This window comes from Polyangium jinanense (genome assembly GCF_028435365.1).
The window spans coordinates 154316-180140 of the sequence record NZ_JAGTJJ010000019.1 but is presented as its reverse complement, the minus strand read 5'-3'; the positions used below and the strand labels follow the sequence as shown (position 1 = coordinate 180140).

The window sequence follows — 25825 nt, the reverse complement described above, 5'->3', positions numbered from 1 at the left end:
CCCCAGGCCCCACCGGGGCTATCCGCCCCTGGACCTGGACCAGCGCAAGCGCTGGACCCGGGGTCGATGAACTGCGCGATGCGCAGTTCATCGAACAGGCCAGGTCAAGACCAACGACGACCCTGCCGGCGTTGACGATTCAACGGGCAACGTGCCCGTCGCCAGCGTGGAACGCACCTTCATGGTCTTGCCAGCGGCCTGTTGGAAGAACTGCGCGATGCGCAGTTCTTCCACGAACGGTCCAGGGCTTGCCCTGGTTCGGGTCGAGGGGCGAACAGCCCCCGCGGGGCCCGGGGCAGCGCCCCGGCGCGGCGGTTTGCGATGAGACCAATCAAAGCGCTAGCCGATACGCCACGAGCAAGCCGAACTCCAGCATGTCGACGCGGCCCGAGAGCGACGCGCTGTCGCCCGTGGGCGCTTGCACGGGCTCGGTCGGGAGGAACCAGCTCGCGTACCGCAGCGTGGTGCCGAGCGACCAGTTCGGGGCCACGGTCCACTCGCCGCCGATCGCCAGGCCTGCCGCGAGGCCTTCGGTCGAGAGCGTCGCGGAGCGCGGGCCGACGAAGGCCGTGTCCGCCGCGGGCTCACGATCCGTGGCCACGGTCCAGGCGTCGCGGATGATCACCGCGCCGAGCGTCGCGCCGCCCCACCACACCCATTTGTCGCTCTGGATGCCGTAGTAGCGGAGCTGCCCCTCGACGAGGAAGTAGCTGCGATCGTGCTCGCGATTGAGCTCGGCCGCGCCCGGGGCCGTGCCGCTGAGGAGCGAGCGCGCCCAGGAGATGCTCGCGCCGAGGCCGAAGCGGCCGATGTGGTACTGGTTGTAGACGCCGAGCGAGACGCTCGTCTCGCCCTTCTCGCAGCTCGTGCGCGAGCGCGGGCAGACGTTCGCCGCGGGCAGGCTGAGCAGGCCCGCGTTCACCGAGACGAGCGTGTGCGTGTAGTCCTGCGTGAGGGCCGCGGAGGCACGGCGCGCGGCGGCGGATTCCTGGCTCTGCGCGTGGGCGCTCGAAGGGCACGCCGCGAGCGCGACGAGCGCGGCGGACGTCGTCGCGAGGGCGACGTGCAGGCGGCGAGTCGCGCGCGTCAGAGCCATGGTCCACCGGTGGGTGTGGGCGCCGGATCGGTCGTCGGCAAGGGCGGCGGCGTGGGCGGAAGCACGGGGCCGTCGGGGCCCGTCGATGCGCCCGCGGGTCCCTTCGTCGTGGACGTCGGCGTGGGGGTCGCCGTGGGGCCGGGCGGCGTCGCGGCCGAGGCGCTCGGCAGTGGTTTGCCGTCCTTGCCCGTGGGGCGCGGCGCCGGGAAGCGGCCGTTCGGGCGGTGATCCGTGGGGACGGCGCGAGGCGCGCTGCTCGTCGCGGGCGCGAGGTCCGCGGGCGCCTTCGATTCGAGCTCGGCGACGAGGTGTTGCGCGGTCGTGAGCGAGGGGTTCAGCGAGACGGCGATGCGGGCGAGGTGCAAGGCCTCGGCGGGATCACCGGCGTACTTGCGCCCGAGCGCGCTCGTGACGAGGCGCTCGGCGGCCTCGCGGCGTAGCTCTTTGACGCGCGCGTCGCCGGGCCAGCGCGCGTGCGCGGCCTCGAGGATCTCTTTGACGTTGTCGCCGGGCGGCGCGTCCCAGGCCTGCCGCTTCATGGCCTCGCGCGCGGCTTCGAGGCGTCCATCGAGCGAGTCGGCCGAGGTCGCGCCGACGAGGCCGAGGCGCCTGCCACCCATGACGATCACGAGCGGCGCGGCGGCGAGGCAGAGGACGATCGCGACGATGCGCGTGAGGCGCGCGCGGCGCTTCATGTCGGCCGGCGGAGGCAAGGAGAGCGGCGTCTCCGTGCCTTGCATGGTCGACTCGCGCGCGAACGGGGCTGCGGGCGAGGCGTGCGCGTCGGGATCCTGGGTCTCGCTTTCATCGTCCTCGTCGATGCGCCTTTCGCTCCGGATCGAAGGAGGCGCAGCGGTCGTCTCGTCCTCGTCGTCCAAGATCGCGGAGGACGACACCGCGCGGCCCACGGACGAGGTGGGCGGGGGCGGTACGAACGGCGCGGGCGAGCTCTCCGGATCGCCTTCGATGCGCGAGGAGATCGGCAGCGGGGTCGCGTCGGGGCGCGCGGGGACGCCGCCGATCTTCGAGGCGAGATCCGTGGAGAGCTCCAGCGATTTCGTGCGCTCTTTCGAGGGCAGTTTCACCGCGCCTTGCCGCGCGAAGAGCAAGCTCGAACGCGTCAGCTCGTCCGGATCGAGGCCACTCTGCCGCGCCGCCGTGTAGAGATCCTTGCCGAGCGCGCGCGCGTCTTCGGCGCGTGCTTCCGGCTTCTTCGCGAGGTTCTGCATGATCACCGCGGCGAGCGGCGCGGGGACGTAACTCGCGCGTGGGATGCTCCGCAGATCGGGCGGCGCGTCGTGCGTGTGCTGGATCAGGAGCTGCACCGGCGACTCGCCTTCGAACGGCGTTCGGCCGGCGAGACACTGGTAGAGGATCGTCGCGATCGAGTAGACGTCGGCCGCGGGGCTCACGGGTTTGCCCTCGGCGCCTTCGGGCGAGATGTACTTCGCCGTGCCGAAGATCAGGCCCGCCTGCGTGGCCATCGAGCCGCCGCGATCGGCCCAGTCGAGCCGCGCGATGCCGAAGTCGAGGACTTTTACGAAGTCCGGGTCGTCGCCGCGACGCACGAGCATCACGTTCTCGGGCTTGAGATCACGGTGCACGATGCCTTGCGCGTGCGCCTCGCCGACCGCGTCGCAGATCTGCAGCGCGATGTGCATCGCGCGCGGCAAAGGCAGCGCCGAGGGCTCGCCGCCCGTGCCCGCCGCCGCGAGCGCGGAGAGCAGCGACATGCCGTCGAGGTACTCCATCACGAGGTACATCTCGCCGCCCGTGCGCGGATCGCCGCGTTGCGGGATCGTGCCGGTCATGAGGACCGAGACCACGCCGGGGTGCGCGAGCCGGCTCGCGATCTTGGCTTCGCGGTGGAAACGTCCGACGAGCTCGGCGTTGCCGCTGAGCTCGCGGTGGAGGATTTTCACGGCGACGTCGCGATCGATGCCGGCCTGGAAGGCGCGGTAGACGCGGCCCATCGAGCCGATGCCGATGAGGTGCTTGATGCGGATTTGCCCTGCGAGCTCGAGGCCCGCGTACGGGTCGACCTCGGGGCTCGAGAGCGAGGGCCCCTTCACGTTCACGAGGGGCGTGCCGTCCTGTGGGCAGAAGAGGACATCCGCGTCGTAGCGCTCGCCGCACGACGGGCAACTCTTCGTGGGGGACGGGGTCATCGGCGGGACGAGTGTAGCAGGAACGCGTGGATCCCACGCGGCCTCCGGATTACCGTCCGGGCCCAGGTGAGCAAGGCGAGGGCGAGCGCGGCGGGGAAGACCCAGGAGAAGGCGAAGGCCGCCCCTTCGTCCTCGCCCGCGAAGACACGCGAGCCGCGTGGCAAGCAGCCCGAGGCCCCGACGCCGATCCGCGAGGCGATGCCCGCGGCGACCGAGACGCAAGACAACGACAACGCCTACCGGATCGCGCTGCCCCAGTTCGAGGGCCCGCTCGACCTCCTGCTGCACCTCATCCAGCAGCACGAGCTCGATATCCTCGACATCCCCGTGAGCTTCATCACGCAGAAGTACCTCGAGTACCTCTCGATCATGCGGGCTTTGACGATCGATCTGGCGAGCGAGTACCTCGTGATGGCGGCGACGCTGACGCACATCAAGTCGAAGATGCTCCTGCCGGTGGTGCCCAAGGATCAGGACGGGGATGGGCTGCCGGAGGAGGAGGTCGATCCGCGGGAGGAGCTCGTCCGGCGGCTGCTCGAGTACCAGAAGTACAAGGCCGCGGCGGCGGACCTCGCGGACCGCGGGACGCTCGGCAAGGACATATTTCCGCGCGGCATCCCGGAGCCCGTGCCGGAGGGGCCGGCGCCGTTCGCGCCGGTCGGGGTGTTCTCGCTGTTCGAGTCGCTGGAGAAGCTGCTCAAGCGCACGAACATCAAGATCGAGCACCAGGTCAACTTCGATCGGATCACCATCACGGACCGGATCGTGCAGCTCACGGAGCGGCTGTCGGGGCGGCGGCGCGCGACGTTCGAGGAGCTCGTGCTCGACGATCCGGCGCGGAAAGGCGCGCCGCTGACGAAGTTCGACATCGTGATCACGTTCCTCGCGATCCTGGAGATGGCGAGGATGAAGCTGCTCCGGATCTACCAGTCGGATCCGCTCGCGACGATCCACCTGGAGCTGTCGGTGCAGGCGGGGACGAGCGAGGAGGAGGACGACAACCCGTTCCGTGAAGAGCGCAACGAGACCCGTGAAGAGCGCAACGAGACCCGTGAAGAGCGCGGAGACACTCGTGAAGAGCGCGACGAGGCCCGTGAAGAGCGCGACGAGACCCGTGAAGAGCGCGGAGACACTCGTGAAGAGCGCGACGAGACCCGTGAAGAGCGCGGAGACACTCGTGAAGAGCGCGACGAGGCCCGTGAAGAGCGCGGAGACACTCGTGAAGAGCTTGACGACACGGGTGAAGAGCGCGACGAGCCCGAGGTGAACGATGGCGACTGAGGGCGGATCGAAGCGGCGCGGGAAGTTGCGGCTCGTGCCGCCGCCGCAGCCGCAAGAGGAGGCCCCGCCGGACAGCGATTCACCCGAGCGGCTCCGCCGCGCGGCCTGGGCATGGTTCCACCCGAAGGCGGAGACGGAGCCGGTCGCGCAGGCGGAAGCGGTCGCGGAGACGGAGCCGGTCGCGGAGACGGAGCCGGTCGCGGAGACCGTCGCGGAGCCGGCGCCGGTCAAGCCGGCGAAGGGGAAGGGGAAGGCGAAGGCTGCGCCGGTCGCGGAGGCGCAGGCGGAAGCGGTCGCGGCGCCGGAAGCGGAAGCGGTAGCGGCGCCGGAAGCGGTAGCGGCGCCGGAAGCGGAAGCGGTCGCGGCGGCGGAAGCGGTCGCGGCGGCGGAAGCGGAAGCGGCGCCGGAAGCGGAAGCCGAAGCCACGCCAGCCGCGGAAGCATCGGCCGAGACGGCCGAGCCCAAGCGCAAGCGCGCGCCTCGCAAGCCGAAGCCCGCGCCGCTCTCGCCCGTCGAGCGGTTTCGGTCCCTCGCGGCCGCGTTCTTCCGTGCGCAGCGCCTCGTCGGCAAGGTGTCCGCGACCGCGACGAGCGGCGCCCCGGACGGCGCTCCCGACGGGCACGAAGATAACACCGTACAGGCGAGCGGTGCGGTCGCCCGCGCGCATCTGAAGGGTGTGCTGGAGGCTCTGATCTTTGCGTCCGAGCACCCGATGACGTCGCGCGACCTCGCTCGCGTGGCGAAGGCGGAGCACCGCCTCGTCGTGTCGCTGCTCGGCGAGCTCGGGGCCGAGTACCGCAACCGCGGGATCCGACTCGACGAGATCGCCGGCGGCTACGTGTTCCGGACGAGCCCTGCGTTCGCGCCGTTCGTGCGCGAGCAGGTCGCGAAGAAGCCGGTGAAGATGACGCGCGCGCAGATCGAGACGCTGGCGATCGTCGCGTACCGGCAGCCGATCACGCGGCCCGAGATCGACGAGGTGCGCGGCGTGGACTCGGGCGCGGTGCTCAAGTCGCTGCTCGAGCGGGACCTCGTGCGCATCCTCGGCAAGAAGGAAGAGCCGGGGCGGCCGATGCTCTACGGCACGAGCGCGCAGTTCCTCGAGTTCTTCGGCCTGCGTACGCTCTCGGACCTGCCGACGCTCCGCGAGTTCACCGAGCTTTCGGACGAGTCGCGGCGCGCGTACGAGCGCGAGATGGGCGAGGAGCCGCCGGACGCGGCGGTCGCCTTCACGGACACGTCGGCCGCAGCGAATGGCGGTCTGATGGGCGGCGAAGGAAGCTTTGGCGCTCGTGTCGTGCCGCCGGAGACGGCTGGCGATACGGAGAGCGAGACGCGTGACGAATTTGCATTTACGGACGAGGACCGGGCACAGATGGAGAGCGGCGGGGAGGAAGCGATGAACGACGTGCAAGCAGCGAGCGACGAGCAGGACGAGAAGGACGAGGTCGAGGAGCGTTTGGCCGCGGAGGAAGACGAGGACGAGGACGAGGACGAGGACGAGGACGAGGACGAGGACGAGGACGAGGACGAAGACGAGGACGAGGACGAGGACGAGGACGAGGACGAGGACGAGGACGAAGACGAGGACGAGGACGAGGACGAAGACGAAGACGAAGACGAAGACGAAGACGAAGACGAGGACGAAGACGAGGACGAGGACGAGGACGAAGACGAGGACGAAGACGAGGACGAAGACGAGGACGAGTAGCCCTCGGCCTGGTCAGGTCACGTCACGTCGAGCCGGATTCCTCGGCGGGGTCCGGGTAGGCCTCGGCGAGCTTGCCGACTTCGCGGCGCAGCTCGGCGTGCGCGACGAGCTTCCGCACGAGCTTCCACGTCTCCGGATCCGCGAGCACGGCCATCGGCGACGCCGCCACGGCCCCGCGCCGCGGCTTGCGCACGATCGCCCCTTTCCCCTTGCTCCGAAGCTCCTCCATCTTCGTGACGAAGCGCTTCGTCGGGAAGAGGTCGCCCTTCTCCCACGCGAGCACCGTCTCCTGCTCGAGTCCGAGCGCCGCCGCGAGCTCCTTCGCCGTGCATTCGAGCTCCTTGCGGAGCGCCTTGATGTCATCGGGCGTCATCGGCGCGTAAACCTATCAATTTCACGCAACCGGCGGGGGCCCCGGTCGATGTACCGGCATGCAAAAGGTCGCATGCCCTCTCTTCGCCCTCGTCGTCGTCGCCTGTCGGCCTGATCTTCCGATTCCCGAAGCCGGACCTCGGCCGGCGACGCAGGCGGCCGGGATCACGGTCGCCTTCGAGCCCGAGGCGCCGGTCACCGCGGCGCCCCGCGTGCTTCGCGTGCACGTGGCCGCGGAGCCATCGCTCGACGAGGCGCGGCTCTTCCTCGTGCGCGGCGAGCTGCGCGACAGCCACCTCCGGCAGATCGAGCGGGACGACATCTCGAAGGCGCTCGCCGAGCGGTTCGTGCCGAGCGTCCGGTGGCGCGCGGACGATGGCTCGGTGGTGCTCGCGCCGACGGTGCCGCTCGATCCGGACGAGACGTACGCCGTGGCGAGCGGAGAGCCGCGGGCGAGCGTCGCGTTCGTGGTGGAGCCGGCCGAGGCGGCGCCGTTGCTCGTCCGCGCGTGGCCGCCGGCCGAGGCGAGCGGCGCGGGCCTGTTCGGGCTCTACTGCGGCGACGTGACGCTGCCCGAGGTGTCGTTCGAGGCCACGCTCGCGCCGGACGGTCCCCTCGGCGCGTTCGGGCGGGGCGTCGCGCCGGCGGGCGCGGGGGGCGCTTGCCTGCGCTTCGTGGGTCGAGGGCTCGCCGCGGAGGGAGGGCCCTGGGTGCCGCCGCCCGTCGTGTGGCTGCCGGGCTTGCCCTGGCCGCTGCGGGTGGATCCGCGGCCGTTCGGGGGCGCGGGGAACGGGGACCTCGGCGAGGCGATCGAGGGGCCGCTCGACGAGGCCGTGCTCGAATGCGAGGCGTTCGAGGTTCCGTTCGGGCCGGGCTGCGTCGAGGTCGAGGACGATCGGCTGCTCGGGCGTGCGCCCGCGGCGGCGATGCTGTGGGGGATCGCGGGCGAGGGGCTCGACGTGGTGATGACGACGGGGAAAAACGAGCGGTTCGTCCTCAAGGGATTGCCTGCGGGGAAGGACGTTTCCCTCGACGTCGCGACGATCGACGTGCACGGACGGCAGCGGCGCCTGACCTTTTCCGCGACCACCCTGACGCCGATGCCACACGTCGTGTTGAACGAGGTGATGGCGAATCCGCTCGGGCCGGAGCCGGATCAGGAGTGGGTCGAGCTCTACAATGACGGGTCCGTGGAGGCGGCGCTCGGCGAGCTCGTGATCAGCGATATCGGGGGCGAAACCGTGCTGCCGGAAATAATGCTGCCGCCTGGGCGCTTTGCAGTGATCGTGAACGAGACGTTCGTCGTGGACGACGAGATCGACGTGCCGCCGGCCGAGGATGCACTCCTCGTGCGTGTCCCCGCGCTCGGGAAAAGCGGACTTGGCAATGGGGGCGAGATCGTGCGGCTGCTCGATACGCGCGGGCGCACGATTTCCAGGTTTCCAGCCATTCCCAAGCCGAAGGCTGGTCAAAGTGTGGTACGGCGGTCACCCGACGCACCAGATGGAGTGCGCGATTCTTTCCAGCTTGCGGAACCCACACCGGGGAGTGCGAACACAGCGTCATTCCTTTGACTACGGAAAAACCGTGCTCGGAGGTGGCCGTGATGGAGAAGGCGTCTTACTTGCCTACAAGAGCGAACGTTCCTTGCCTGTACAGACGGGCGGGGACGTCCGCAGGAGCGAGCAAGCGGTGTCGTTCCTACATCGGAGCCAGCGGCCTCAACCTTGCTGAATCAGCGAGTCCGGAGGCCCGAGCGAAGTGGACTGGAGTCAGGGCCTCGGGTGGGCTAGTTAACAAAGCCCGCACCTTCGCAAAAAAGTGCTAGGTTTGGATACAAAGAGCAACAGGGTGGGGGGCCACCCGCTGGTGTGGTCTGCTGGTCCGGAGGGCTGGACGGGTTGGCACACCTTTCGCGTGGAGTTCGGACGATGGCCGGAGTACGGGGAGAGAAACTGCTGACCGCGTCCGACCTCGCAGCGCTGTGCGAGGTCGATCTGAAGACCATCCATAATTGGGTGGATCGTGGCCGGATCGCACATTTTCGCACGCCAGGGCGGCATTTGCGTTTCCGCGCGGCCGACGTGGCGGAGTTCCTGCGAGCTTGGGGCTACAGCGTGCCCCGTGAGCTCGCGCGGGCGAGCGCGAAAAGCGGGCTCGTGGTGGGCTCGAAGGACACGCTCGCTCATGTCACCCGCGCGCTCGGGGACATGATGCCGCTCAGGGACGTGAAGCATCCATACGATGCACTCGTCCTCGCGGGATCAGACCCGCCGGACGTGTTCATCGTGGACGCGAAAGCGGCCGCGGCGGACGTGGACGTGGCGCACTGGATGGAAGCGCTCGAGCGGGCGTGTCGAGACGCGCGCTTCGTCGTGCTGAGCGACGAGGCGACGGGGTTGCCCCCCTTCGCGACGCGCGTGGGGCGGACGGACGCGCAAGGCCTGCGGACCTTGCTCGTGCCCGAGCCCGTGGCGCCCGCGGTCGCTGCGCCGGGCCAGGTGGCCGCCGCCGCGAATGCAAACGAGCCGGCTGCGGCCGCCCAGGAAGAGCTGCCGCCGCGCGCCGCAGGCGGTTCGTCACGGTAAAAGGGCGAAAGCTCCGCTCGGCTGTCCGACGGAGGGCGAATTCGTGATTCGGGGGCCGTGCTCGTACGAGCCGAGCATGGCCCCCGAATACCGTGGATTCGTCGATCGAGGATCGATCAAAGACGCGAGCCGCGGTCGCGACACTCGGCGAGGTCGTTCGCGTCGCTGACGCAGGCGAGGAGATCGCCCGGGTCGGGGCCGAAAATGCCGGCCGTGCACCGATACTCCTCGATCACGCAGACGCTGAAATCCTCGTATTCGACGTCGCAGCCATAAATGGATGCCGTCTCCTCGGCCGCGTCGGCCTCGACGATGCACTCGTCATACTGACGGTCGTTGCAGTTCGTGCAATCGCAGGCGAGGTCGCAGACGTCCGCGGAGAGGCTGCCGCAGCCGGCGGCGAGGGGCGTGAGCGCGAGGCAGGCAAGAAGAATCCAGGGCGTTCGCATGGTCATCGCGCTCCTAATCTCCGACGCAATCGTTGAAACGGTTTCGCTCGTCGTCGCAGTCGCCCCGATGCGTCCAGGTATTGCCGCCGTCGCAGCGGAGCTCCAGCTCCAGGCACGTGAGGTAGTCGTCCCAGCGGTCCTCACAGCCGTAAATCGAGGCGACATCCTCCCGCGACTCGTATCCGACGATGCAGGCGTCGATGTCCGCGTCGTTGCCGTCGCGGCATAGCATCTCGTCCTCGCAGAGCGCGCCATACGGAGCGCACCCGAGACCAGTGCCGGCCAGCACCACGAGGGCGGCCAGACCCAAAGTTCGAGAAAGCGTTCTCATCGTTCGATTCTCCAACCTCCAAGGTCGGAGACTACGAGAAATTCCACGTCCGTGCGCGTCAAATTTACGCGCGCAAACGTGCTTTGTAGGGATTTTGGTCGGCTCAGGACGAGCCGGCGATTGTCATCGAAGAAATTCGCAGCGTGGGCGAAGCCGTAGAGCTCCGCAGGTCGAGGTCGTCGCCGACAGCGTCGATGCGCTGCCAGAGCTGATCGAGGTTCAGCGAGATGGTCACTTCACTGACAGGGAACGCAAGCTCGCCGTTTTCGATCCAGAATCCCGAGGCGCCGCGCGAGAAGTCGCCCGTGACGGAGTTGTAGCCGAAGCCCATCATCTCCGTGACGTAGAGGCCGCGCTGCGTGCTCTTCACGATGTCGGCGGCCTTCGTTTGCGTGGGCAGGAGCATGAAGTTCGAGGTGGAAGGCCCGACGCCGCCGCCGCCGCCACGCGAGGCGCTGCCCGTGGGCGCGCGGCCGAGCTTGCGGCCGCTGTAGCTGTCGCAGAGGTAGGTCTTCAGGATGCCCTGCTCGACGACGAGGTTCTTGCGCGCCGCGAGGCCCTCGCCGTCGAAGGGACGAGAGCCAGGGGCGCGGAGGACCAAGGGGTCGTCGACGATGGTGACGAGGTCACTCGCGACGCGCGTGCCCTCACGGCCGACGAGGTAGCTCGACTTGCGCCAGATGGAGCTGCCCATGATGGCGCCGGCGAGCAGGCCCAGGATGGCCCGCGCTGCGTCGGGGTCGAAGACGACCGGGGCCTCGCACGTGGGGACCTTGCGGGCGCCGAGCTTGCGCAGGGTGCGTCGCGTGGCCTCGCGGCCGACCGCCTCGGGCGCGTCGAGGGCGTCGAGGTGGCGCTTGGCCGTCCAGTGAAACCCGCGGCGCTTCTTGCCGCCCTCGTCGTCGGCGACGGGCGAGACGACGAGCGAGGCGTACGAGCCGGCATAACCGCCCGTGAAGCCGCCCGAGAGGACGAGCGCGAAGACGCCGGCGGTGCGGCTGAAGGTGGCGCCGTCGCTGTTCGTGATGCGCGGGTCGGCGTCGCGGGCCGCCTGCTCGCCGCGGCGCGCAATGTCGATGGCCTCGGCCGCGGTGACGTCACCACCCTTGGGGTCGTAGAGCTCGAGGTCGGGGAAGGGGCCGGTGGCGATGAGCGAGGGATCCGCCGGGCCAGCGAACGGGTCTTCCTGGGAGATGTCGACGAGCTCGAGGGCGTCGCGGACGAAGCGATCGAGGCCACGCGCGGTGAGGTCCGAGGTGGAGGTGAGGGCGACGCGGCCCTGCTTGATGACGCGCATGCCGAGGCTCTTGTGCGAGGCCTCCTCGACGAGCTCGGGTTCGCCGAGGCGGACCTTCGTGCTGAGCTCGGAGCCGGAGCGCGCGATGGCCTCGGCGACGTCCGCACCGCCCGCGCGGGCGCGGCGGACGACGTCCGCGGCGAGGTTTTTCAACTCTTCGATCTCGGTCTCGAGCCGGTTCGGCGCGGTCATCGTGGGGGCAGAGCGTGGTGGACAACCGGACGCTCGTCAATCAGCGTGGCTTCCGGGGTCGACCGAGGAAGCGCGGCGGCTCGTCCGAGGTGGGCTCGGACGGCAGCACCGGCGGCGCAGCCCGTCCAGGGCGTGCGGGGAGCACGGCGGAGACGTCGAAGGTTGACAACGTCCGCGCGGTGAAGACAGCCCCGGCGACGAGGATCGCGTCCATCCACAAGATGGCGTACCCGAGCGGGCTGCCCGGGAGCGGGCGGGTGCCGAAGTCGCTCTGGACCTGGTCGTAGGTGGCGTCGATGCCGAAGCGCGCGTGGAGCGTGACGAGGGGGATCAGGCCGGCGACGAGGGGGAGCGCGGCGAGCCATGCGAGAGCGGGGAGGGAGCGGCGGGCGAGGGCACGGCGGCCCGCGAGGAAGCCAAGGACGGGAGCGGCGGCGTCGAGGAGGACGAGCAGGAGCTCGAGTGCCGAGGGGATGGCGCGGCCGTCGACGAGGTAAGCGAACGACCAGTCGGCGGCGAAGACGGTGAAGTAGGCCGAGACCGGGGCGTAGACGAAGAGGGCGTAGAGGGCGACGGCGACGGTCGGGCGATCCCAGGACGAGGCGCCGGGGCGTTCGTCGGGGCCGTCCTCGGGGCGCGCGAGCCATGCGAGCAGGACGCCGAGCGTGAAGCCGAAGAGCGGGGCGAGGGGAGCGGGCATGGCAGACGCGGAGGGAGCCGGGCTAGCGCGGGTGAGCTGGGATGTCCACGGGGGGTTCGTTTATGCTGCGTCGTATGGAACAAGTGGACCTGGAAACCGAGCGGACAGGGCCTTACGAGCACGACAGCGCGCACGAGCGTCTCGCGCGGCTCGCGGGCGTGTGGCGAGGGACGGCGCGGACCATCATGGGGCCGGGCGCGGAGCCTCTCGAAGCGGCCTGGGAAGGGCGGATCGCGGTGATCCTGGGCGGGAGGTTCGTCCGGTTCACGTATCGATCGAGCGTCGAGGAGAAGCCGATCGCCGGGGAGATGCTGATCGCGTTCGAGTCGGGCGAGAAACTCTGGCGGACCTCGTGGGTGGACAGCTTCCACACGGGCACGATGATCCTCGTGTCCGAGGGCAGCGGGACGGACATCGACGTACGGGGCAGTTATTTCGCGGCGGAAGGGCACCCGCGCTGGGGGTGGCGCACCGTCGTCGACGACGCCCAGGCCGACAAGCTCACGATCCGCATGTACAACATCACGCCCGACGGACAGGAGTTTCTCGGGGTCGAGATCACGCTCGCACGCGCATGAGCGAGCGGCCGCGAGTGAGCGCGGGGACGTGGAGTCCCGGGTGCGTTGCGCGCGACCTGCCACCGGGCTAAGGGCTCCCGCGATGGATCCCAGGCGCGTGGAAGAGCTGCTCGATCGTGTCCGGCGTGGGGACGTGACGGTCGAGCAGGCGGTCGAGGCGCTCAAGAGTTTGCCGTTCCGCGACCTCGGGTACGCGACGGTCGATCATCACCGGGCGCTCCGGCAAGGCGTGCCCGAGGTGATCTTCGGCGAAGGGAAGAGCGGCGAGCAGATCGCGGGGATCGCCGAGGAGATGGTGCGCGCCGGGACGAACGTGCTCGTGACGCGGATCGACGCGCAGAAGGCGGCGATCGTGGGGCAGCGAGTGCCGAGCTTCCGGTTTGCGCCGCTCGCGCGGACGGGGAGCGTGGAGATCGCGCCGCCCCCGAAGCGTCCGTGCGCGCCGGTCGCGGTGGTGACGGCCGGGACGAGCGACAACGAGGTGGCCGAGGAGGCGGCGGAGACGCTGTCCGCGCTGGGGCTCGAGCCGCTCAGGATCTACGACATCGGGGTCGCGGGCATCCATCGGCTTCTGCATCGCATGGAGGATCTGCGGCGCGCGTCGGCGGCGATCGTGTGTGCGGGGATGGAAGGGGCGCTGCCGAGCGTGGTGGGCGGGATGATCTCGACGCCGGTCGTGGCCGTTCCGACGGCGGTGGGGTACGGGACGGCGCTCGGGGGATTCACGGCGCTGTTCGCGATGCTGACCTCGTGCGCGTCGGGGGTCTCGGTCGTGAACATCGGCAATGGGTTCGGCGCGGCGATGGCCGTGCACCGCATGATGCCGAAAGCCTCGCAAGCGACCGAGCAGCCGAAGACCGCAGGCTGAGCAAGGAGCACAGCACGTGCACGGACACGGACACGATCACGGGCATGGGCATGGCCACGGGCACGACCATGACCACGGGCACGATCACGACCATCACCATCACCACGATCACGCGCACGGCCACGTGCATCACGCGCACGATCACGGGCACGCGCATACGCACGATCGCCCGCATACGCACGCGCATGCGCCCGGGCCTTCGCACGATCACGCGCACGTGCACGGGCATGAGCACGGCCGCGGGCACGAGCATCCGGTGAGGACGCCGCTGCTGGAGCAGGGATCGGGCGTCGGCAAGATCCTCTTTTTCGACGCGTTCAGCGGCGTCGCGGGGGACATGACGATCGCGGCGCTGCTCGACCTCGGCGTGCCGCTGCTCGTGATCGAGCACGCGGTGGCGGCGTTGCCGCTCGAAGGCGTGTTCCTCGAGCGCGGGCACGTGCATCGGAGCGGCATCGTGGCGACCTCGTTCGAGGTGCACGTGGAGACGTCGCAGCCGGAGCGGACGTACGCGTCGATCGACGCGATGCTCACGTCGAGCCCGCTCGATCCCGAGGTGCGGACGCTCGCGCGCCGGATCTTCCGGCGGCTCGGTGAATCGGAGAGCGCGGTGCATCGGATGCCGCTCGACGAGGTGCATTTCCACGAGGTCGGAGCCGTCGACGCGATCGTGGACATCGTGGGCGCGGCCGCGGCGCTCGTGTACCTCGGGGCCGAGGTGCGGGGCGCGCCGCTGCCGATGGGGCGCGGGTTCGTCAAGGCACGTCACGGGATCCTGCCGCTGCCGCCGCCCGCGACGGTGGAGTGTCTGCGCGGGGTGCCGACGTACGGCGTGGATCTCGACGCGGAGCTCGTAACGCCGACGGGCGCGGCGATCGTCGCGACGGCGGCAGGGCGCTTCGAGCGGTGGCCCTCGTTCGCGCCGGAGCGCGTGGGCTGGGGCGCGGGGTCGCGGGAGCTGCCGGATCGGCCGAACCTGCTCAGGGTCGTGCTCGGGACGCGCGGGGGCGTCTCGGACGAGCCGCAAGTCGGCGCGTCGCACGTGGTGCTCGAGGCGAACGTGGACGACATGACGGGCGAGATGGCGGCGCACGCGATCGAGGCGCTCTTCGCGGCGGGAGCGCTCGACGCGTGGGCCGTGCCGATCACGATGAAGAAGGGGCGGCCGGCGCTGACGATCGCGGCGCTCGCGCCGGCTCCGCAAGCGGACGCCGTGGGCGCGACGCTCCTCCGCGAGACGACGTCGATCGGGATCCGGAAGATCCCGGTGACGCGGACCGAGCGGCCGCGGCGTACGGTGGCGGTGGAGACGGCCTACGGGCGGGTGCGCGTGAAGATCAGCGAGGGGCCGTTTGGTCCGCCGCAGATCAAGCCGGAGTTCGAGGACTGCGCGGCCGCGGCGAAGACGCACGGCGTGGCGCTGCGCGAGGTGGTCCAGGCGGCGCTCGCCGCGCTGGCGATCTGAGAGACTCCCTCACCCCCAGCCCCTCTCCCTTTCGGGAGAGGGGAGTCGGCCCGATCAATCCGGTCGTTCGATGGGAAGCCCCTCGGCTTCCCATCCGAGGAAGCCGTTCTCCAGGAACGCGATCGGCACGTCGCTCTTCGCGAGCGTCTCGGCGAGCGTCTTCGACTTGTCGCCGGCGCGGCAGTAGAGAACGGGCTCGCCCGGCAGCATGTGGAGCTCCGCGAGGCGCGTCTCGATCTCTTCGAGCGGGATGTGCACGGCGCCCGGGATGTGCGCGCGGTTGTAGGCAGCGGCCTCGCGCGTGTCCACGGGGACGACCTGATGTTGCTTGAGGGCCTGCGCGAGCTCCATCGCGCGGATCGCGCCTTCGGCCCGCGGGAGGAAGGGATCGAGCAGCTCGCGCAGGCGCGCCTTGCGCACGGCGCCTTGCTCGCCGGCGACGGGGCGGCCGCGGAAGAAGACCATGAACGTCGGCACCGCCTGCACGCGCATCGCCGCCGCGAGGCGCTTGCTCTGGTCGATGTTCACCTTGACGAACTTGGCCTTGCCTTCGAGCTCGCGCGAGAGCGCCTCGACCTCGGGCGCCACCGTTTTGCAGGGGCCGCACCAGTCGGCGTAGAAGTCGATCAGGACGGGGAGCTCGCTGCGCAGGACCTCGCGTTCGAAATCTTGCTCGGAGATGACGGGGACCGGCATGGGAGGAAGTCCATAGCGAGAGTCCCGGCCGATGGCGAGGGGTCTCGCCGCGTCCGCGCAAGCGAGCGGCGAATCGAGGCAAGGCCTTCGGTAGGATGTCCTCCGTGCAGGACACCCACGACGCCCAGCCGCCGCCTTCTTCGAAGAACCTGCCCTCGGTTCGAAAGCGACCCCGGCCGAGCTTGATCCTCTCGAACGAGCCCACGCCCGGCGCGCCGCCCGGCACGCTGCTCGTCGAGGATCCCAACAAGCCGAAGATCTACCTCATCGACTACTGCCAAGAGCACATCGTCGAGAAGTGGATCGACTCGGTGGACGAGGCCGTGCCTTACCTGACGGACGATCGCCCGAGCGTCACGTGGATCGACGTGCAGGGGATCGGGCACAAGCCGACGTTCGAGCGGCTCGGGGAGATCTTCGGCATCCACCCGCTCGCGCTGGAGGACGTGGTGAACGTCCCGCAGCGGCCGAAGAGCGACGTGTACCCGGGGCAGCAGGTGCTCATCTGCCGGATGGCGCAGTCCGACAAGAAGGGCGCGCTCGTGACCGAGCAGATCGCGATCGTGTTCGGCAAGGGCTTCGTGCTGACGGTGCAGGAGGAGCCGAGCTCGGACGTGCTCGAACCGGTGCGCGAGCGCATCCGCAAAGGAAGGCAGCTCATGCGGACGGGCGGCGCCGACTACCTCGCGTACGCGCTCTTCGACGCGATCATCGACGGCTTCTACCCCGTGCTCGAGAAGCTCGGCGACAAGCTCGACGAGATCGAGCTCGACGCGCTCTCCGGCAAGGACGGGACGGCGCGCCAGATCCACGACGTGAAGCGTGATCTGCTCGCGCTGCGCCGGACGATCTGGCCGCAACGCGAGGTCGCGAACTCGCTCCTCCGGGACGGATCGCCGCACATCCAGGAGCACACGCGGCTCTACCTGCGCGACACGTACGACCACGCGGTGCAGGTGATGGATATGGTCGAGACGTTCCGCGAGATCGCCTCGGGCCTCATGGATCTGCACCTCTCCGGCGTGTCGAACCGGATGAACGAGATCATGAAGGTGCTCACGATCATCTCGACGATCTTCCTGCCGCTCACGTTCATCGCGGGCGTGTACGGCATGAACTTCGACACGGACGTGTCGCCCTACAACATGCCGGAGCTCAAGTGGCGGTACGGCTATCCGGCCTCGATCGGGTTCATGCTGTTCAGCGTGGCGGGCCTCTTCGTCTTCTACTGGCGGAAGGGCTGGATCGGAAACCGCCGCCGCGAACCGTGAGTCTCGAATCGAAAGGCGACGGTTTGTTGCTCCCCTCCGGCCCCGGCGAAACGCGGCCGCGCGCCTGGGCATCTTCGCTTCAAGAGAGGGAAGAAACATGCATTCGTGGATGTCCTGCACGTCCGAGATTGGATGGAGACGCGCCGCGGTATGGGCCCCGATCCTCCTGGGGATGCTGTTCGGCCCGGGTTGCACCGAACCGACGGGCGAACCTGACGACGAGGAGGGAGAGGTCATCACGTCGGTCCAGGCGCTGAGCACGACGAACGGGCTCGCGCTGAACGGACTCGCGCTGAACGGGCTCGCGCTGAACGGGATCTCGCTGAACGGAATCTCGCTGAATGGCCTCGCGCTGAACGGGGTGTCGATCGAGGGGACGACGTTCGTCGGGAAGAAGGCGTCGGGCAAGCCGATGAAGCCGGAGGAGTTCGTCGGCGCGACCTTCACGGGCACGCTCAGCAATGGGCAGACGATCACGTTGCGGATCGAGGATCGCGTGGCGTCGACGCGACCCGATGTCTTCTTGTACGAGGTCGCGTACCTGTCGAGCCCGAGCCAGGGCGCGTGGAAGAGCCTCTGCGGCGAGACGTCGAGCGGCACGCTGCGTCGCGCGATCCCGCTCGCGGGCACCTGGGATTACTCGGAGCGGAAGCCGACGAGCGGCATGCACCTGGCGTCCGAGACGACCTTCACCTTCGCGTGCAGGCCGTACGCGATCGCGAAGTGCGTGGAGCTCGGATACAAGCCGTGGGGCGGCGTGAAGGAGTGCGTCGCGCCGGGCATATGCAAGGAGATCCCGGGCGTGCTCTTGCACCAGGCATGCACGCGCATGCTGCGCGCCGATTACTGCGGCGACGGCGTGCCGCACACGCAGGACGGGACGATCGTCGACGTGTGGGACGACTTCGGGATCCAGGCCTCCGTCGTGACGGACTTCGCGTTCGAAGCCGAGTGGACGCCGATGGGCGCGCGCTGCATCGAGCACACGCGGTGGCACGGCGATACGAGCGGCGCGACCGCTTCGTATGTGGACAAACATTGTTCGTCGCGATGGTCGAGCGTGCAGCCGAGCTACGACTGCGGAGGGCCCAGCTCGACGCTGCACACGGCGAAGGGATTTGCCATTCCGCCGCTCGTCCGTTCGCTCATCGGCAACGAGTCGGCGCTGCCCGGCGATTGACGTGTCAGCCCTTGCGACGGAGACGTTCGAGCACGGCGCGCGGCGACATCGTGGCGCGGTAGACGTAGATCTCGCCGGCCTCGTCCTCGCCGAGGACCTCCTCGCTCACGCGGAGCTGTTTGCCCACGGCGAGGAGGAACCGCGCAGGAAAACCCTTGCGCACGAGCTCGATGCGTTGCCAGACGGCCTGTCGGCTCCAGAAGCCGAAGGCCTCGAGGAAGACTTCCTCGCCGGTCGTCTCGCTGCGGAAGACGAGGTCGGGGACGCAGGCGATCTCGCCGGGGAGGGCGAAGATGTGATCGTTTTCGGCGACCGACCACTCGGAGCCGAGGCGTTCGAAGGCCTGCTTGAACACGTCGAGATCGGGGCTCGTGGAGGGGGCCTCGGCGACGTGCGAGACGAGGCCGTCTTCGGGGGTGATCTCGAGGACGGCGCGTGTCCTGGCTTTGCCCCACGCGAGCTCGGCGCGGACGTGAAAGGAGCGGAACGCGAGGACCTGCGGAAGGAACATGGCGAGGCGCAGGCCGTACTTCTGGACCGCATCGAAGAGGCTCCACGGGCCGTCGAGTGTGATCGTGTAGCCCTCCTGCGGAGAGCCCTCGACGACATGGATGAGGCCGTGGAAGCGCGCTGCGCGGAAGAGGCGGCGGTATCGATCGGGGCTCTCGTCGGCGACGCGGATCGTGACGCGCGTGGCCTTGAGCAAGACGGCCTGGGCGAGGCCGAGGTCGTACCGTTCGAGCAGGGCCTCGGGGCCGATGGGGCGGAAGGCTTCGAGCCGCTCGTTTTCGCGCAGATCGGCGTAGAGCGCGGCGTCGATCTCCGCGGGGGTTTTTCCGAGGCGCGAGGCGAGCTCGGCGAGGACGCCGTCGCGATCGAACTCGCTGCGGACGTCGAGCGCGCGGTGGGCTTTTGCGGCGGCGAGGAAGACCTCGCGGCGGATTTCTTCGGGATCGACGCCGGTCGGCACGGTCCAGGTGCACTGGCCGTCGAGGACCTTGCGTAGGCCGTCGCCAACGAGGCGCGCGTCGGCGGGGACGGGGACCGCGTCGAGCGCGGCCTCGATCTCGTCGCGGCTTCGTCCGATGGAGCTCCCGAGGATGCGGACGAAGTCTTTCGCGAGCATCTTGGCGAGCTCGGCATCGTCGCCGCGGAGGTAACGAGGCAGGACGCGTCCGCCTTTGCGGCGCACGCGGAGGAGATCACTTGTAAGCAACGTGCTCCCTCCGCTTGTCGCTCGTGTACTGCTCGGCCGTGTTCTCGGCGACGAGCTCGTAGAGCAGCGCGCGTTTGTCCTGTCCCTTGCGCAGGATGCGGCCGAGGCGCTGGACGTGCTCGCGGACCGAACCGTTGCCACTCAAAACGATGGCGACGTTCGCCTCGGGGACGTTGACGCCCTCGTTCAGGACCTTCGAGGTGACGACGGCCGTGAGGTCGCCGGCGTTGAGGGCCGCGAGGATCGCGCTGCGCTCCTTGACGCGGGTCTGGTGGGTGATCGCGGGCAGGAGGAAGCGGCGCGAGATTTGGTAGACGGTCGCGTTGTCCTCGGTGAAGACGATCGTGCGGTCGTGCCGGTGGTTGTGGAGCAAGCGGGCGAGGACGTTGATCTTGCCCGGCGCGGCGAGCGCGAGCGCGCGTTGCCTGCGGTAGGCGAGGAAGGCGCGGCGGCCCGCTTCGCTGCGCGAGGAGAGGTAGAGGAAGCGGCTCCAGCCGTCGGGGGCCGACATGCGGATGCCCTCTTCGCGGAGAAAGGCGACGTACTCGCCGCGGGCGGCGTCGTAGGCCTCGCGCTCCTCGGGCGAGAGAGGGACGCTGATTCGTTCGGTCTCGTAAGAAGCGAGGTACTCGCCGGAGAGCTCGGTGATGTCCTTGCGATAGACGATCGGGCCGATGAGCTCGTCGTACGCGCGGCCGTCCGTACGCTCGGGCGTGGCCGTGAGGCCGAGGCGGAAGGGCGCGATGCTCATGCGCGCGGCGAGCTGGTACGAGGGGCTCGGGAGGTGATGGCACTCGTCGAAGACGACGAGGCCGAAGCGTCCGCCGAGCCGATCCATGTGGAGGTGCGCGGAGTCGTAGGTGGTGACGGTGATCGGTTCGACTTCGTGGTAGCCGCCGCCGATGACGCCGATCGCGCGGCCGAACGCGGCGGCGAGGATGTCGTACCACTGGTTCAAGAGGTCGAGCGTGGGCACGACGACGAGCGTGGAGCGCTTGCGGCCAGCGATGGCCATGGTCGCGACGTAGGTTTTCCCCGCGCCCGTCGGCAGGACGACGACGCCGCGGAAGCGATGCGCGGCCCACGCGTCGAGCGCCTCGCGCTGATACGGGAAGGGCTCGTGGCGCGCGGTGGGCTCGATGTCGAGCGTGTCGTACGCGCGCGCTTCGTCGTTGAACGTGAGCTTTTTCGCGCGGAGCCAGAGGACGATGTCCGCGTACGAAGACGCGGGGAGGCGGAAGGTGTTCTCGCGCGCGTCCCAGGCGCAGGCGGGTGGCAGGCTCGTCGCGTGGTCTTGCGCGAGGCCGTCGAGGCGCACCGTACCCCCCTGGAACGCGAGGCGGAGGCCGTCGCTCATCATCTCGGGGGCGGAGGTTAGCTCAAACCGAGGAAGGCGCGCGCGGGCGAGGGGCGATTGCGCGGAGGATCTCTTCGAGGTCCGCGGGCGAGAAGGGTTTTTCCAGGCACCGGTTCGGGGCCTGGGCCAGGAAACTCCGGGCATCCTGGGTGAAGGCGCCGCCCGTCATGTACACGATGCGCTCGGAAGACTCGGGCATCCGCTCGCAGAGCGAGCGGTGGATGTCGAACCCGGAGACGCCGGGCATCATCACGTCGCAGAGCACGGCATCGTAGGGTTTGTCCGCGAGCGCTTCGAGCGCGCCCTTCCAGCTCGTCCGTCCGTCGACGTCGTGGCTGCGCTCGAGCTGGCGCACGATGGCCGAGAGGAGCGCGGGCTCGTCGTCGACGACGAGGACCGTGAGGCGTGGCACGGGCGCGCGCTTCGGGATCTCGGAGCGAGGCTCCTGGCCGAGATCGACGTTCTCGGCGGGCAGGAGCGTGACGCGGACGACCGTGCCTTTGCCGACCTCGCTCTCGATCTCGATGCGGCCGCCGTGCGCGCTCACGATGCTGCGGCAGATCGAGAGGCCGAGGCCGCTGCCAACGCCGACGGGTTTGGTCGTGAAGAAGGGCTCGAAGACGCGGTTCAGGATCTCGGGCGGGATGCCGGGGCCGTTGTCGCGGATCTCGACGAGCGCGCTGCCGGAGACCTTGTGCGTGGCCGTGACGACGAGGATCTCGTTCGTCTGCGCCGATCCCTGCGGCAAGGCCTGGAGGGCGTTGACGAGCAGGTTCAAGAAGACCTGCCCGAGGCGAGCCTCGTTCGCGTGGACGAGCGGGACCTCGCCGTAGCTGCGGACGAGGTGGCCGCGGTGGCGGATCTCGTTGTCGGCGACCTTGATGGAGGCGTCGAGGACGCGGCGCACGTCGATGGGGCGGCGCTCTTCCTGGTTCGCGCTGGAGAAAACGCGGAAGTCGCGCACGATCTGGGCGACGCGATCGGTGCCGTCGAGGGCCTCGCCGCAGAAGCCGAGGAGCTCACGCGCGAGCGATTGCGTTTCGGTGTCGCCGCGCGCGCCCGAGGCGCTCGCGAGATCTTCGAGCTTCTTCGTGACGAGCGCGATGTTGAGCGTGACGTAGGCGAGGGGGTTGTTGATCTCGTGGGCGACGCCGGCGGCGAGCGTGCCCATGGAGTTCATGAGGTTCGCCTGGTAGACGCGCGCCTCGGTCTCGATGCGCGTGGTGATGTCGCGGCAGAGGCTGATGATGGCGATGCCGCCCTCGAAGGGCGCGGGCGCGGAGGCGACCTCGACGGTGATCACGCTGCCGTCGCGGCGCATGAGGCGATAGGTGTAGAGTGGCGCGGCCTCGTTCGTGGCGAGCATGACGCGCACGCGGCGGTTCTCGCGCGTGACGTCTTCGGCATGGAGGATCTCGCCGAGAGGGCGGCCGTAGAGCGCCTCGGTGCTCTCGTGGCCGAGGCACGCGACGAGCGTGGGGTTCGCGTAGAGGATCTTGCCGCCGCGGTGCACGACGACGAGCTCACTCGTCTTCTCCACGATGAGGCGGAAGAGGCCCCGGACCCCCGCGAGAGCCTCCTCCACAACGCCTTCGAAGCGCGAGGTCTGTGCGGCGTGATCGTCGTGCATGGCGTGGCCTATCCGAACGAACCTGAGCCATTCTAGAACGGAAGGCGGGCGTGTTTCGGGGATTCGTCGGGACCGCGAAAAGCGGGCGCGGCGCGGGGGGAGTCAACGCGATGTCGGGAATACCGCCCGGCAGAAGGCGTCCTGGGTGTCGGCCCACGTGGGCAGCGTCGCCGCGCGGCGGAGGGCGGCGCGCTGCATGGCGTCGAGGTGGTGCTCGTCCTGCACGACGCGGACGAGCGCGCCTTCGAGGGCGCGAGGATCGCCGGGTGGTACGAGGAGGGCCTCTTCGCCGTGGCGGACGACTTCGGGGATCGCGCCGGCGTCGCACGACACGATGGCGAGGCCGTGGGAGGCGGCCTCGGCGAGCACGATGCCGTAGCCCTCGTAGCGGCTCGGCAGGACGAGGACGTCGTGCGCACCGAGCTCGTCTGCGAGCGCGGCGTCGGTGAGGGCGCCCGTCACGCGCACGCGGGTGCCGTAACGTGACGCCGCGGCGAGCACGCGCGCGGCGTAGAGCGGGTCGCGATCGGCAGGTCCGGCGAGCGTGAGCACGGCGCGCGCGGCGACAGCGGGGAACGCTTCGAGCAACGCGAGCGGATCTTTGCGAGGTGTGAGCGCGCCGAGGAAGAGCAGGCGCACGGGGGCGCCGCGCGTGCGTGCTGGCGGCGCGGCGCGAGCGCCGAGCCGATCGCGGCCGGGGTGTACGACGGTGATTCGATCAGGCGCGATGCCGGCAGCGATGGCCACGCGTGCAGTGGTCTCGCTCGTGACCACGACGTGATCGGAGGCGGTGAGGAGTGTGCGTTCGAGGGCGAGGCGGAGTTTTGCAGAGACGCCCGTTCGTTCGCTCGCCGCGAGGTGATGGAGCAATGTGACGAGGCGGGGTGAAGCAGATGAGCGGGCGCGGAGCGCCGCAGCGAAGGCGGCGCGCGGGTGACAGAGCTCGTCGATGATGACGACGTCGTAGGCGCGCGGGGCGAGGAGGCGCAGGAGGCGAGTGTTCTCGCGCAGCGAGGCGAGAGGGCCACGCACGTCGAGGTTCACGACATCGACGTCGCAGCCGCGTGCTCTCAGGCCTTCGATGACGAGGCGATCGTAGAGGTAGCCGCCCGTCGGTTGATCGAGCGCGCCATCGACGACGAATGCGACGCGTGCCCCATCAAGCAACCCCGATCTCCGCGCCGGGCATGGTCGACGCATGGCGAATCGGCCCGCGGTACTTGGCCCATGCGTTCGGAGATTCGTCGAGCACGACGGTGAGCATCGTGCCCGCGCGGAGCGGGAGCACGTGTCCGAGCTCGCGGTGGATGTACCGCGCGATGACCTCGGTCGTGGATTTGCCAGACGTGAAGCCCGGGTGCTCGTCGAGGTTTCTGTAGTCGAGCTGCTCGAGGACGCCGCGTAGCTTCGCGCGGAGCATGCCGATGTCGCAGACGACGCCATGCTCGTCGAGCTCCTCCTGCTCGACCTCGGCGCTGACCACGTAGGTCGCGCCGTGCATGCGTTGCGCGGGGCCGAAGAAGTCACCGTCGAGACGGTGAGCCACCATGATGTGATCACGAACGCCGACCGTGTACATGCGCCCAAGGATACCGCACGTGATGCAGATCAACGCGACGGATCGAGCACACGATGCGGTGGATTCCAGGCGTCGCCGGCAGCGAGCGACGCGTACAGGCGGGGCGCATCGGTGAAGGGAACGAGAGGTCCGACGAGGCGATCGAGGTGTTCGTCGTGGAGCAGTTCGTTCACGACGGAGAAGCGTCGCTCGAAGGTGAAGCGAGCGCGGCGCGCGGGCGGGATCGCGCCGACTTGGCTGGAGCGGATCGTGACGCGGTTCGGGTGGAAGCGGCCGCCGAGGGGCAAGGTGACGCCGTGCTCGCCGTACCAGGAGACGACGAGGATACGCGCTTCGTGCCCGGCAGACGCGACGAGCGCGGCGAGGGCTTCGGGGGAGCCGGAAGCTTCGATCAGGACGTCGGCCTCGGCGACGATCGCGGCGTCGATCGAGGGGAAGGCCGCGGCGCATCCGAGGTCGCGGGCGAGGGAGGCGCGACGTTCGTCCGGGTCGACGCACACGACGCGGCCACCGGCGCGCATGGCGAGCCGCGCGACGAGCTGACCCACGACGCCGAGGCCCACGACGACGACGCGTTCTCCGAGCGCGATTTCCGCATCCCACACGGCATTCAGTGCGGTTTCGAGGTTTGCCGCGAGCGTCGCGCGAGGTGCTGGGATGCCGCCCGGCAAACAGCGGAGGGCTTGTTCGTTTGAGATGAAACGATCGTGGTGCGGGTGGAGCGCGAAGACCGTACGGCCGAGCAGATCGGGCGAGGTGCCAGCGCCGATCGCCTCGACGACGCCGACGGCCGCGTAGCCGTAACTCGTCGGCAGATCGAACGAGCCGCGCTGCGTGGGCAGGGCCATGACGGCGCGGATGTCGGGCGGGACGCGGCCCGTGAGCACGAGTCGCTCGGTGCCAGCGCTGACGCCACACGCGAGCGTGCGGACGAGGGCTTCGCGCGGGCCCGGATCGGGGAGGGGTTCGTCACGCAGAACCGCGACGCCAGGGCGCTCGAACCAGATCGCGCGTGCTCGGGTCACGAGGCCACCGCGGTGGGAGCGGGGAGCGAGAGCGGCAAGGGCGGCGCGCCTTCGCGAGCGAGCTCGAGCAGCACGTCGCCGCCGACATGGAGGACGCTGCGGAGCGCGAGGCGCATGGCCTGATCGAGCTTGCGGATGCCGAGATCGCCGACGGCCTCGATGCCCGCGCCGATGACGAGAGGCGCGACGGTGACGACGAGGCGATCGACGAGGCCTTCGCGAAGGAAGGACGTGATCACGCCGCGGCCGCCTTCGACGAGGAGCTCGCGCGTGCCGCGCTCCGCGAGGGCGACGAGCAACGCGTCGAGGTGGATGCCTTCGCCGCTTTTTGCGAGAGGGAGCGAGCAACGCTCGACGTGAGACGGGAGCGCCGCACCCGGCGGCTGCCGCGTGACATGCAGCGTGCGTGTCGTCGTGTCGCGGAAGAGCTGCGCGGCGGGAGGCACGCGGCCTCGGGTGTCGAGCACGACACGCAAGGGCTGTTTTCCCGGTACATGTCGCACCGTCAGCCGCGGATCATCGGCGAGCGCCGTGCCGGATCCGACGAGGACTGCGTCTGCGGCGGCGCGCAGGGCGTGGGCGAAGCGCGTGGTCTCCTGGCCGCTGATCCAGCGGGAATCGCCGGTCGCGGTGGCGATGCGCCCGTCGAGGGATTGCGCGAAGTGCATGGTGACCCAGGGCCGTGTGCGAGGTCCTTCCGTGCGGTCGCGCATGGTGCGGAGCCTAGCGTCGCCCATCGCGTGGTGCGAGGCACGCGCGGAGGAGCAAGGAGCGG

25 protein-coding genes are annotated in these 25825 nt (G+C 69.5%); 10 read left to right on the top strand and 15 right to left on the bottom strand.

The features are described from left to right. Positions 1–331: 331 nt before the first annotated feature. Together KEG57_RS27750 and KEG57_RS27745 are read right to left on the bottom strand one after the other, a co-directional pair. Positions 332–1096 carry a hypothetical protein gene (locus KEG57_RS27750; protein ID WP_272419018.1) on the bottom strand — a complete coding sequence of 255 codons (765 nt, stop codon included), beginning with the start codon at positions 1094–1096 and terminating at the stop codon, positions 332–334. Beyond that, the gene (locus KEG57_RS27745) at positions 1087–3264 is read right to left on the bottom strand and encodes a serine/threonine-protein kinase (RefSeq protein WP_272458923.1); all 2178 of its coding nucleotides are present in this window, start codon (positions 3262–3264) and stop codon (positions 1087–1089) included. The genes KEG57_RS27750 and KEG57_RS27745 overlap by 10 nt, the downstream gene beginning before the upstream one ends. Positions 3265–3330: 66 nt before the next feature. Between KEG57_RS27745 and KEG57_RS27740 the strand changes: the two genes are divergently transcribed. Beyond that, positions 3331–4545, top strand: coding sequence for a segregation and condensation protein A (locus tag KEG57_RS27740; RefSeq protein WP_272458922.1), 1215 nt, complete (start codon positions 3331–3333; stop codon positions 4543–4545). Continuing rightward, positions 4535–6256 (top strand): SMC-Scp complex subunit ScpB, encoded by a 1722-nt coding sequence (gene scpB / locus KEG57_RS27735; protein WP_272458921.1) that lies wholly within the window; start codon positions 4535–4537, stop codon positions 6254–6256. The genes KEG57_RS27740 and scpB overlap by 11 nt, the downstream gene beginning before the upstream one ends. A gap of 22 nt (positions 6257–6278) precedes the next feature. Here scpB and KEG57_RS27730 read toward each other — a convergent pair whose 3' ends face one another. Further along, positions 6279–6629, bottom strand: coding sequence for a helix-turn-helix domain-containing protein (locus KEG57_RS27730; RefSeq protein ID WP_272458920.1), 351 nt, complete (start codon positions 6627–6629; stop codon positions 6279–6281). 58 nt (positions 6630–6687) lie between these two features. Here KEG57_RS27730 and KEG57_RS27725 point away from each other — a divergent pair, with 58 nt between their 5' ends. Both KEG57_RS27725 and KEG57_RS27720 read left to right on the top strand, forming a co-directional pair. Then, complete coding sequence (locus KEG57_RS27725; RefSeq protein WP_272458919.1) at positions 6688–8202, top strand: lamin tail domain-containing protein; 1515 nt, start codon at positions 6688–6690, stop codon at positions 8200–8202. A 357-nt stretch (positions 8203–8559) separates the two neighbouring features. Next, positions 8560–9216, top strand: coding sequence for a helix-turn-helix domain-containing protein (locus KEG57_RS27720; protein ID WP_272458918.1), 657 nt, complete (start codon positions 8560–8562; stop codon positions 9214–9216). 116 nt (positions 9217–9332) lie between these two features. Here KEG57_RS27720 and KEG57_RS27715 read toward each other — a convergent pair whose 3' ends face one another. The 4 genes from KEG57_RS27715 to KEG57_RS27700 form a co-directional block, all read right to left on the bottom strand. Then, complete coding sequence (locus KEG57_RS27715; protein WP_272419030.1) at positions 9333–9665, bottom strand: hypothetical protein; 333 nt, start codon at positions 9663–9665, stop codon at positions 9333–9335. A gap of 13 nt (positions 9666–9678) precedes the next feature. After that, the gene (locus KEG57_RS27710; RefSeq protein ID WP_272419032.1) at positions 9679–9996 is read right to left on the bottom strand and encodes a hypothetical protein; all 318 of its coding nucleotides are present in this window, start codon (positions 9994–9996) and stop codon (positions 9679–9681) included. Positions 9997–10099: 103 nt separating this feature from the next. Beyond that, positions 10100–11485, bottom strand: coding sequence for a TldD/PmbA family protein (locus KEG57_RS27705; RefSeq protein WP_272419034.1), 1386 nt, complete (start codon positions 11483–11485; stop codon positions 10100–10102). A 40-nt stretch (positions 11486–11525) separates the two neighbouring features. Continuing rightward, on the bottom strand, positions 11526–12185 hold the full coding sequence (locus KEG57_RS27700; protein WP_272419035.1) for a hypothetical protein: 660 nt from the start codon (positions 12183–12185) through the stop codon (positions 11526–11528). A 74-nt stretch (positions 12186–12259) separates the two neighbouring features. Here KEG57_RS27700 and KEG57_RS27695 point away from each other — a divergent pair, with 74 nt between their 5' ends. From KEG57_RS27695 to larC, 4 genes are all read left to right on the top strand, one after another. Next, on the top strand, positions 12260–12763 hold the full coding sequence (locus tag KEG57_RS27695) for a DUF1579 family protein (RefSeq protein ID WP_272419037.1): 504 nt from the start codon (positions 12260–12262) through the stop codon (positions 12761–12763). A gap of 82 nt (positions 12764–12845) precedes the next feature. Beyond that, positions 12846–13631 carry a nickel pincer cofactor biosynthesis protein LarB gene (larB, locus tag KEG57_RS27690; RefSeq protein WP_272419039.1) on the top strand — a complete coding sequence of 262 codons (786 nt, stop codon included), beginning with the start codon at positions 12846–12848 and terminating at the stop codon, positions 13629–13631. 44 nt (positions 13632–13675) lie between these two features. Next, positions 13676–13891: a hypothetical protein gene (locus tag KEG57_RS27685; RefSeq protein ID WP_272419040.1), complete on the top strand. Its 216-nt coding sequence runs from the start codon at positions 13676–13678 to the stop codon at positions 13889–13891. Continuing rightward, the gene (gene larC / locus KEG57_RS27680; RefSeq protein WP_272419042.1) at positions 13888–15096 is read left to right on the top strand and encodes a nickel pincer cofactor biosynthesis protein LarC; all 1209 of its coding nucleotides are present in this window, start codon (positions 13888–13890) and stop codon (positions 15094–15096) included. Before KEG57_RS27685 ends, larC begins: the two co-directional genes overlap by 4 nt. A gap of 54 nt (positions 15097–15150) precedes the next feature. On the opposite strand, the gene trxA is transcribed toward larC, so the two are convergent. After that, on the bottom strand, positions 15151–15792 hold the full coding sequence (gene trxA / locus KEG57_RS27675) for a thioredoxin (protein WP_272419044.1): 642 nt from the start codon (positions 15790–15792) through the stop codon (positions 15151–15153). Positions 15793–15896: 104 nt separating this feature from the next. Here trxA and corA point away from each other — a divergent pair, with 104 nt between their 5' ends. Both corA and KEG57_RS27665 read left to right on the top strand, forming a co-directional pair. Beyond that, positions 15897–17063: a magnesium/cobalt transporter CorA gene (corA, locus tag KEG57_RS27670; protein WP_272458917.1), complete on the top strand. Its 1167-nt coding sequence runs from the start codon at positions 15897–15899 to the stop codon at positions 17061–17063. Between the two features lie 97 nt (positions 17064–17160). Next, positions 17161–18243 (top strand): ADYC domain-containing protein, encoded by a 1083-nt coding sequence (locus KEG57_RS27665; protein ID WP_272458916.1) that lies wholly within the window; start codon positions 17161–17163, stop codon positions 18241–18243. 4 nt (positions 18244–18247) lie between these two features. On the opposite strand, the gene KEG57_RS27660 is transcribed toward KEG57_RS27665, so the two are convergent. From KEG57_RS27660 to KEG57_RS27630, 7 genes are all read right to left on the bottom strand, one after another. After that, the gene (locus KEG57_RS27660) at positions 18248–19459 is read right to left on the bottom strand and encodes a DUF790 family protein (protein WP_272458915.1); all 1212 of its coding nucleotides are present in this window, start codon (positions 19457–19459) and stop codon (positions 18248–18250) included. Then, positions 19446–20819 carry a DEAD/DEAH box helicase family protein gene (locus KEG57_RS27655; protein ID WP_272419050.1) on the bottom strand — a complete coding sequence of 458 codons (1374 nt, stop codon included), beginning with the start codon at positions 20817–20819 and terminating at the stop codon, positions 19446–19448. The genes KEG57_RS27660 and KEG57_RS27655 overlap by 14 nt, the downstream gene beginning before the upstream one ends. Before the next feature lie 19 nt (positions 20820–20838). Further along, the gene (locus KEG57_RS27650; protein ID WP_272458914.1) at positions 20839–22446 is read right to left on the bottom strand and encodes a hybrid sensor histidine kinase/response regulator; all 1608 of its coding nucleotides are present in this window, start codon (positions 22444–22446) and stop codon (positions 20839–20841) included. A gap of 102 nt (positions 22447–22548) precedes the next feature. Next, the gene (locus KEG57_RS27645; RefSeq protein ID WP_272419053.1) at positions 22549–23613 is read right to left on the bottom strand and encodes a glycosyltransferase family 4 protein; all 1065 of its coding nucleotides are present in this window, start codon (positions 23611–23613) and stop codon (positions 22549–22551) included. Beyond that, positions 23606–24025, bottom strand: coding sequence for a 6-pyruvoyl trahydropterin synthase family protein (locus KEG57_RS27640; RefSeq protein ID WP_272458913.1), 420 nt, complete (start codon positions 24023–24025; stop codon positions 23606–23608). The genes KEG57_RS27645 and KEG57_RS27640 overlap by 8 nt, the downstream gene beginning before the upstream one ends. Positions 24026–24054: 29 nt before the next feature. Then, positions 24055–25050, bottom strand: a complete 996-nt coding sequence (locus tag KEG57_RS27635; RefSeq protein WP_272458912.1) for a zinc-dependent alcohol dehydrogenase — start codon at positions 25048–25050, stop codon at positions 24055–24057. Then, positions 25047–25763, bottom strand: a complete 717-nt coding sequence (locus KEG57_RS27630; protein WP_272419059.1) for a RibD family protein — start codon at positions 25761–25763, stop codon at positions 25047–25049. Before KEG57_RS27630 ends, KEG57_RS27635 begins: the two co-directional genes overlap by 4 nt. Positions 25764–25825 lie beyond the last annotated feature (62 nt).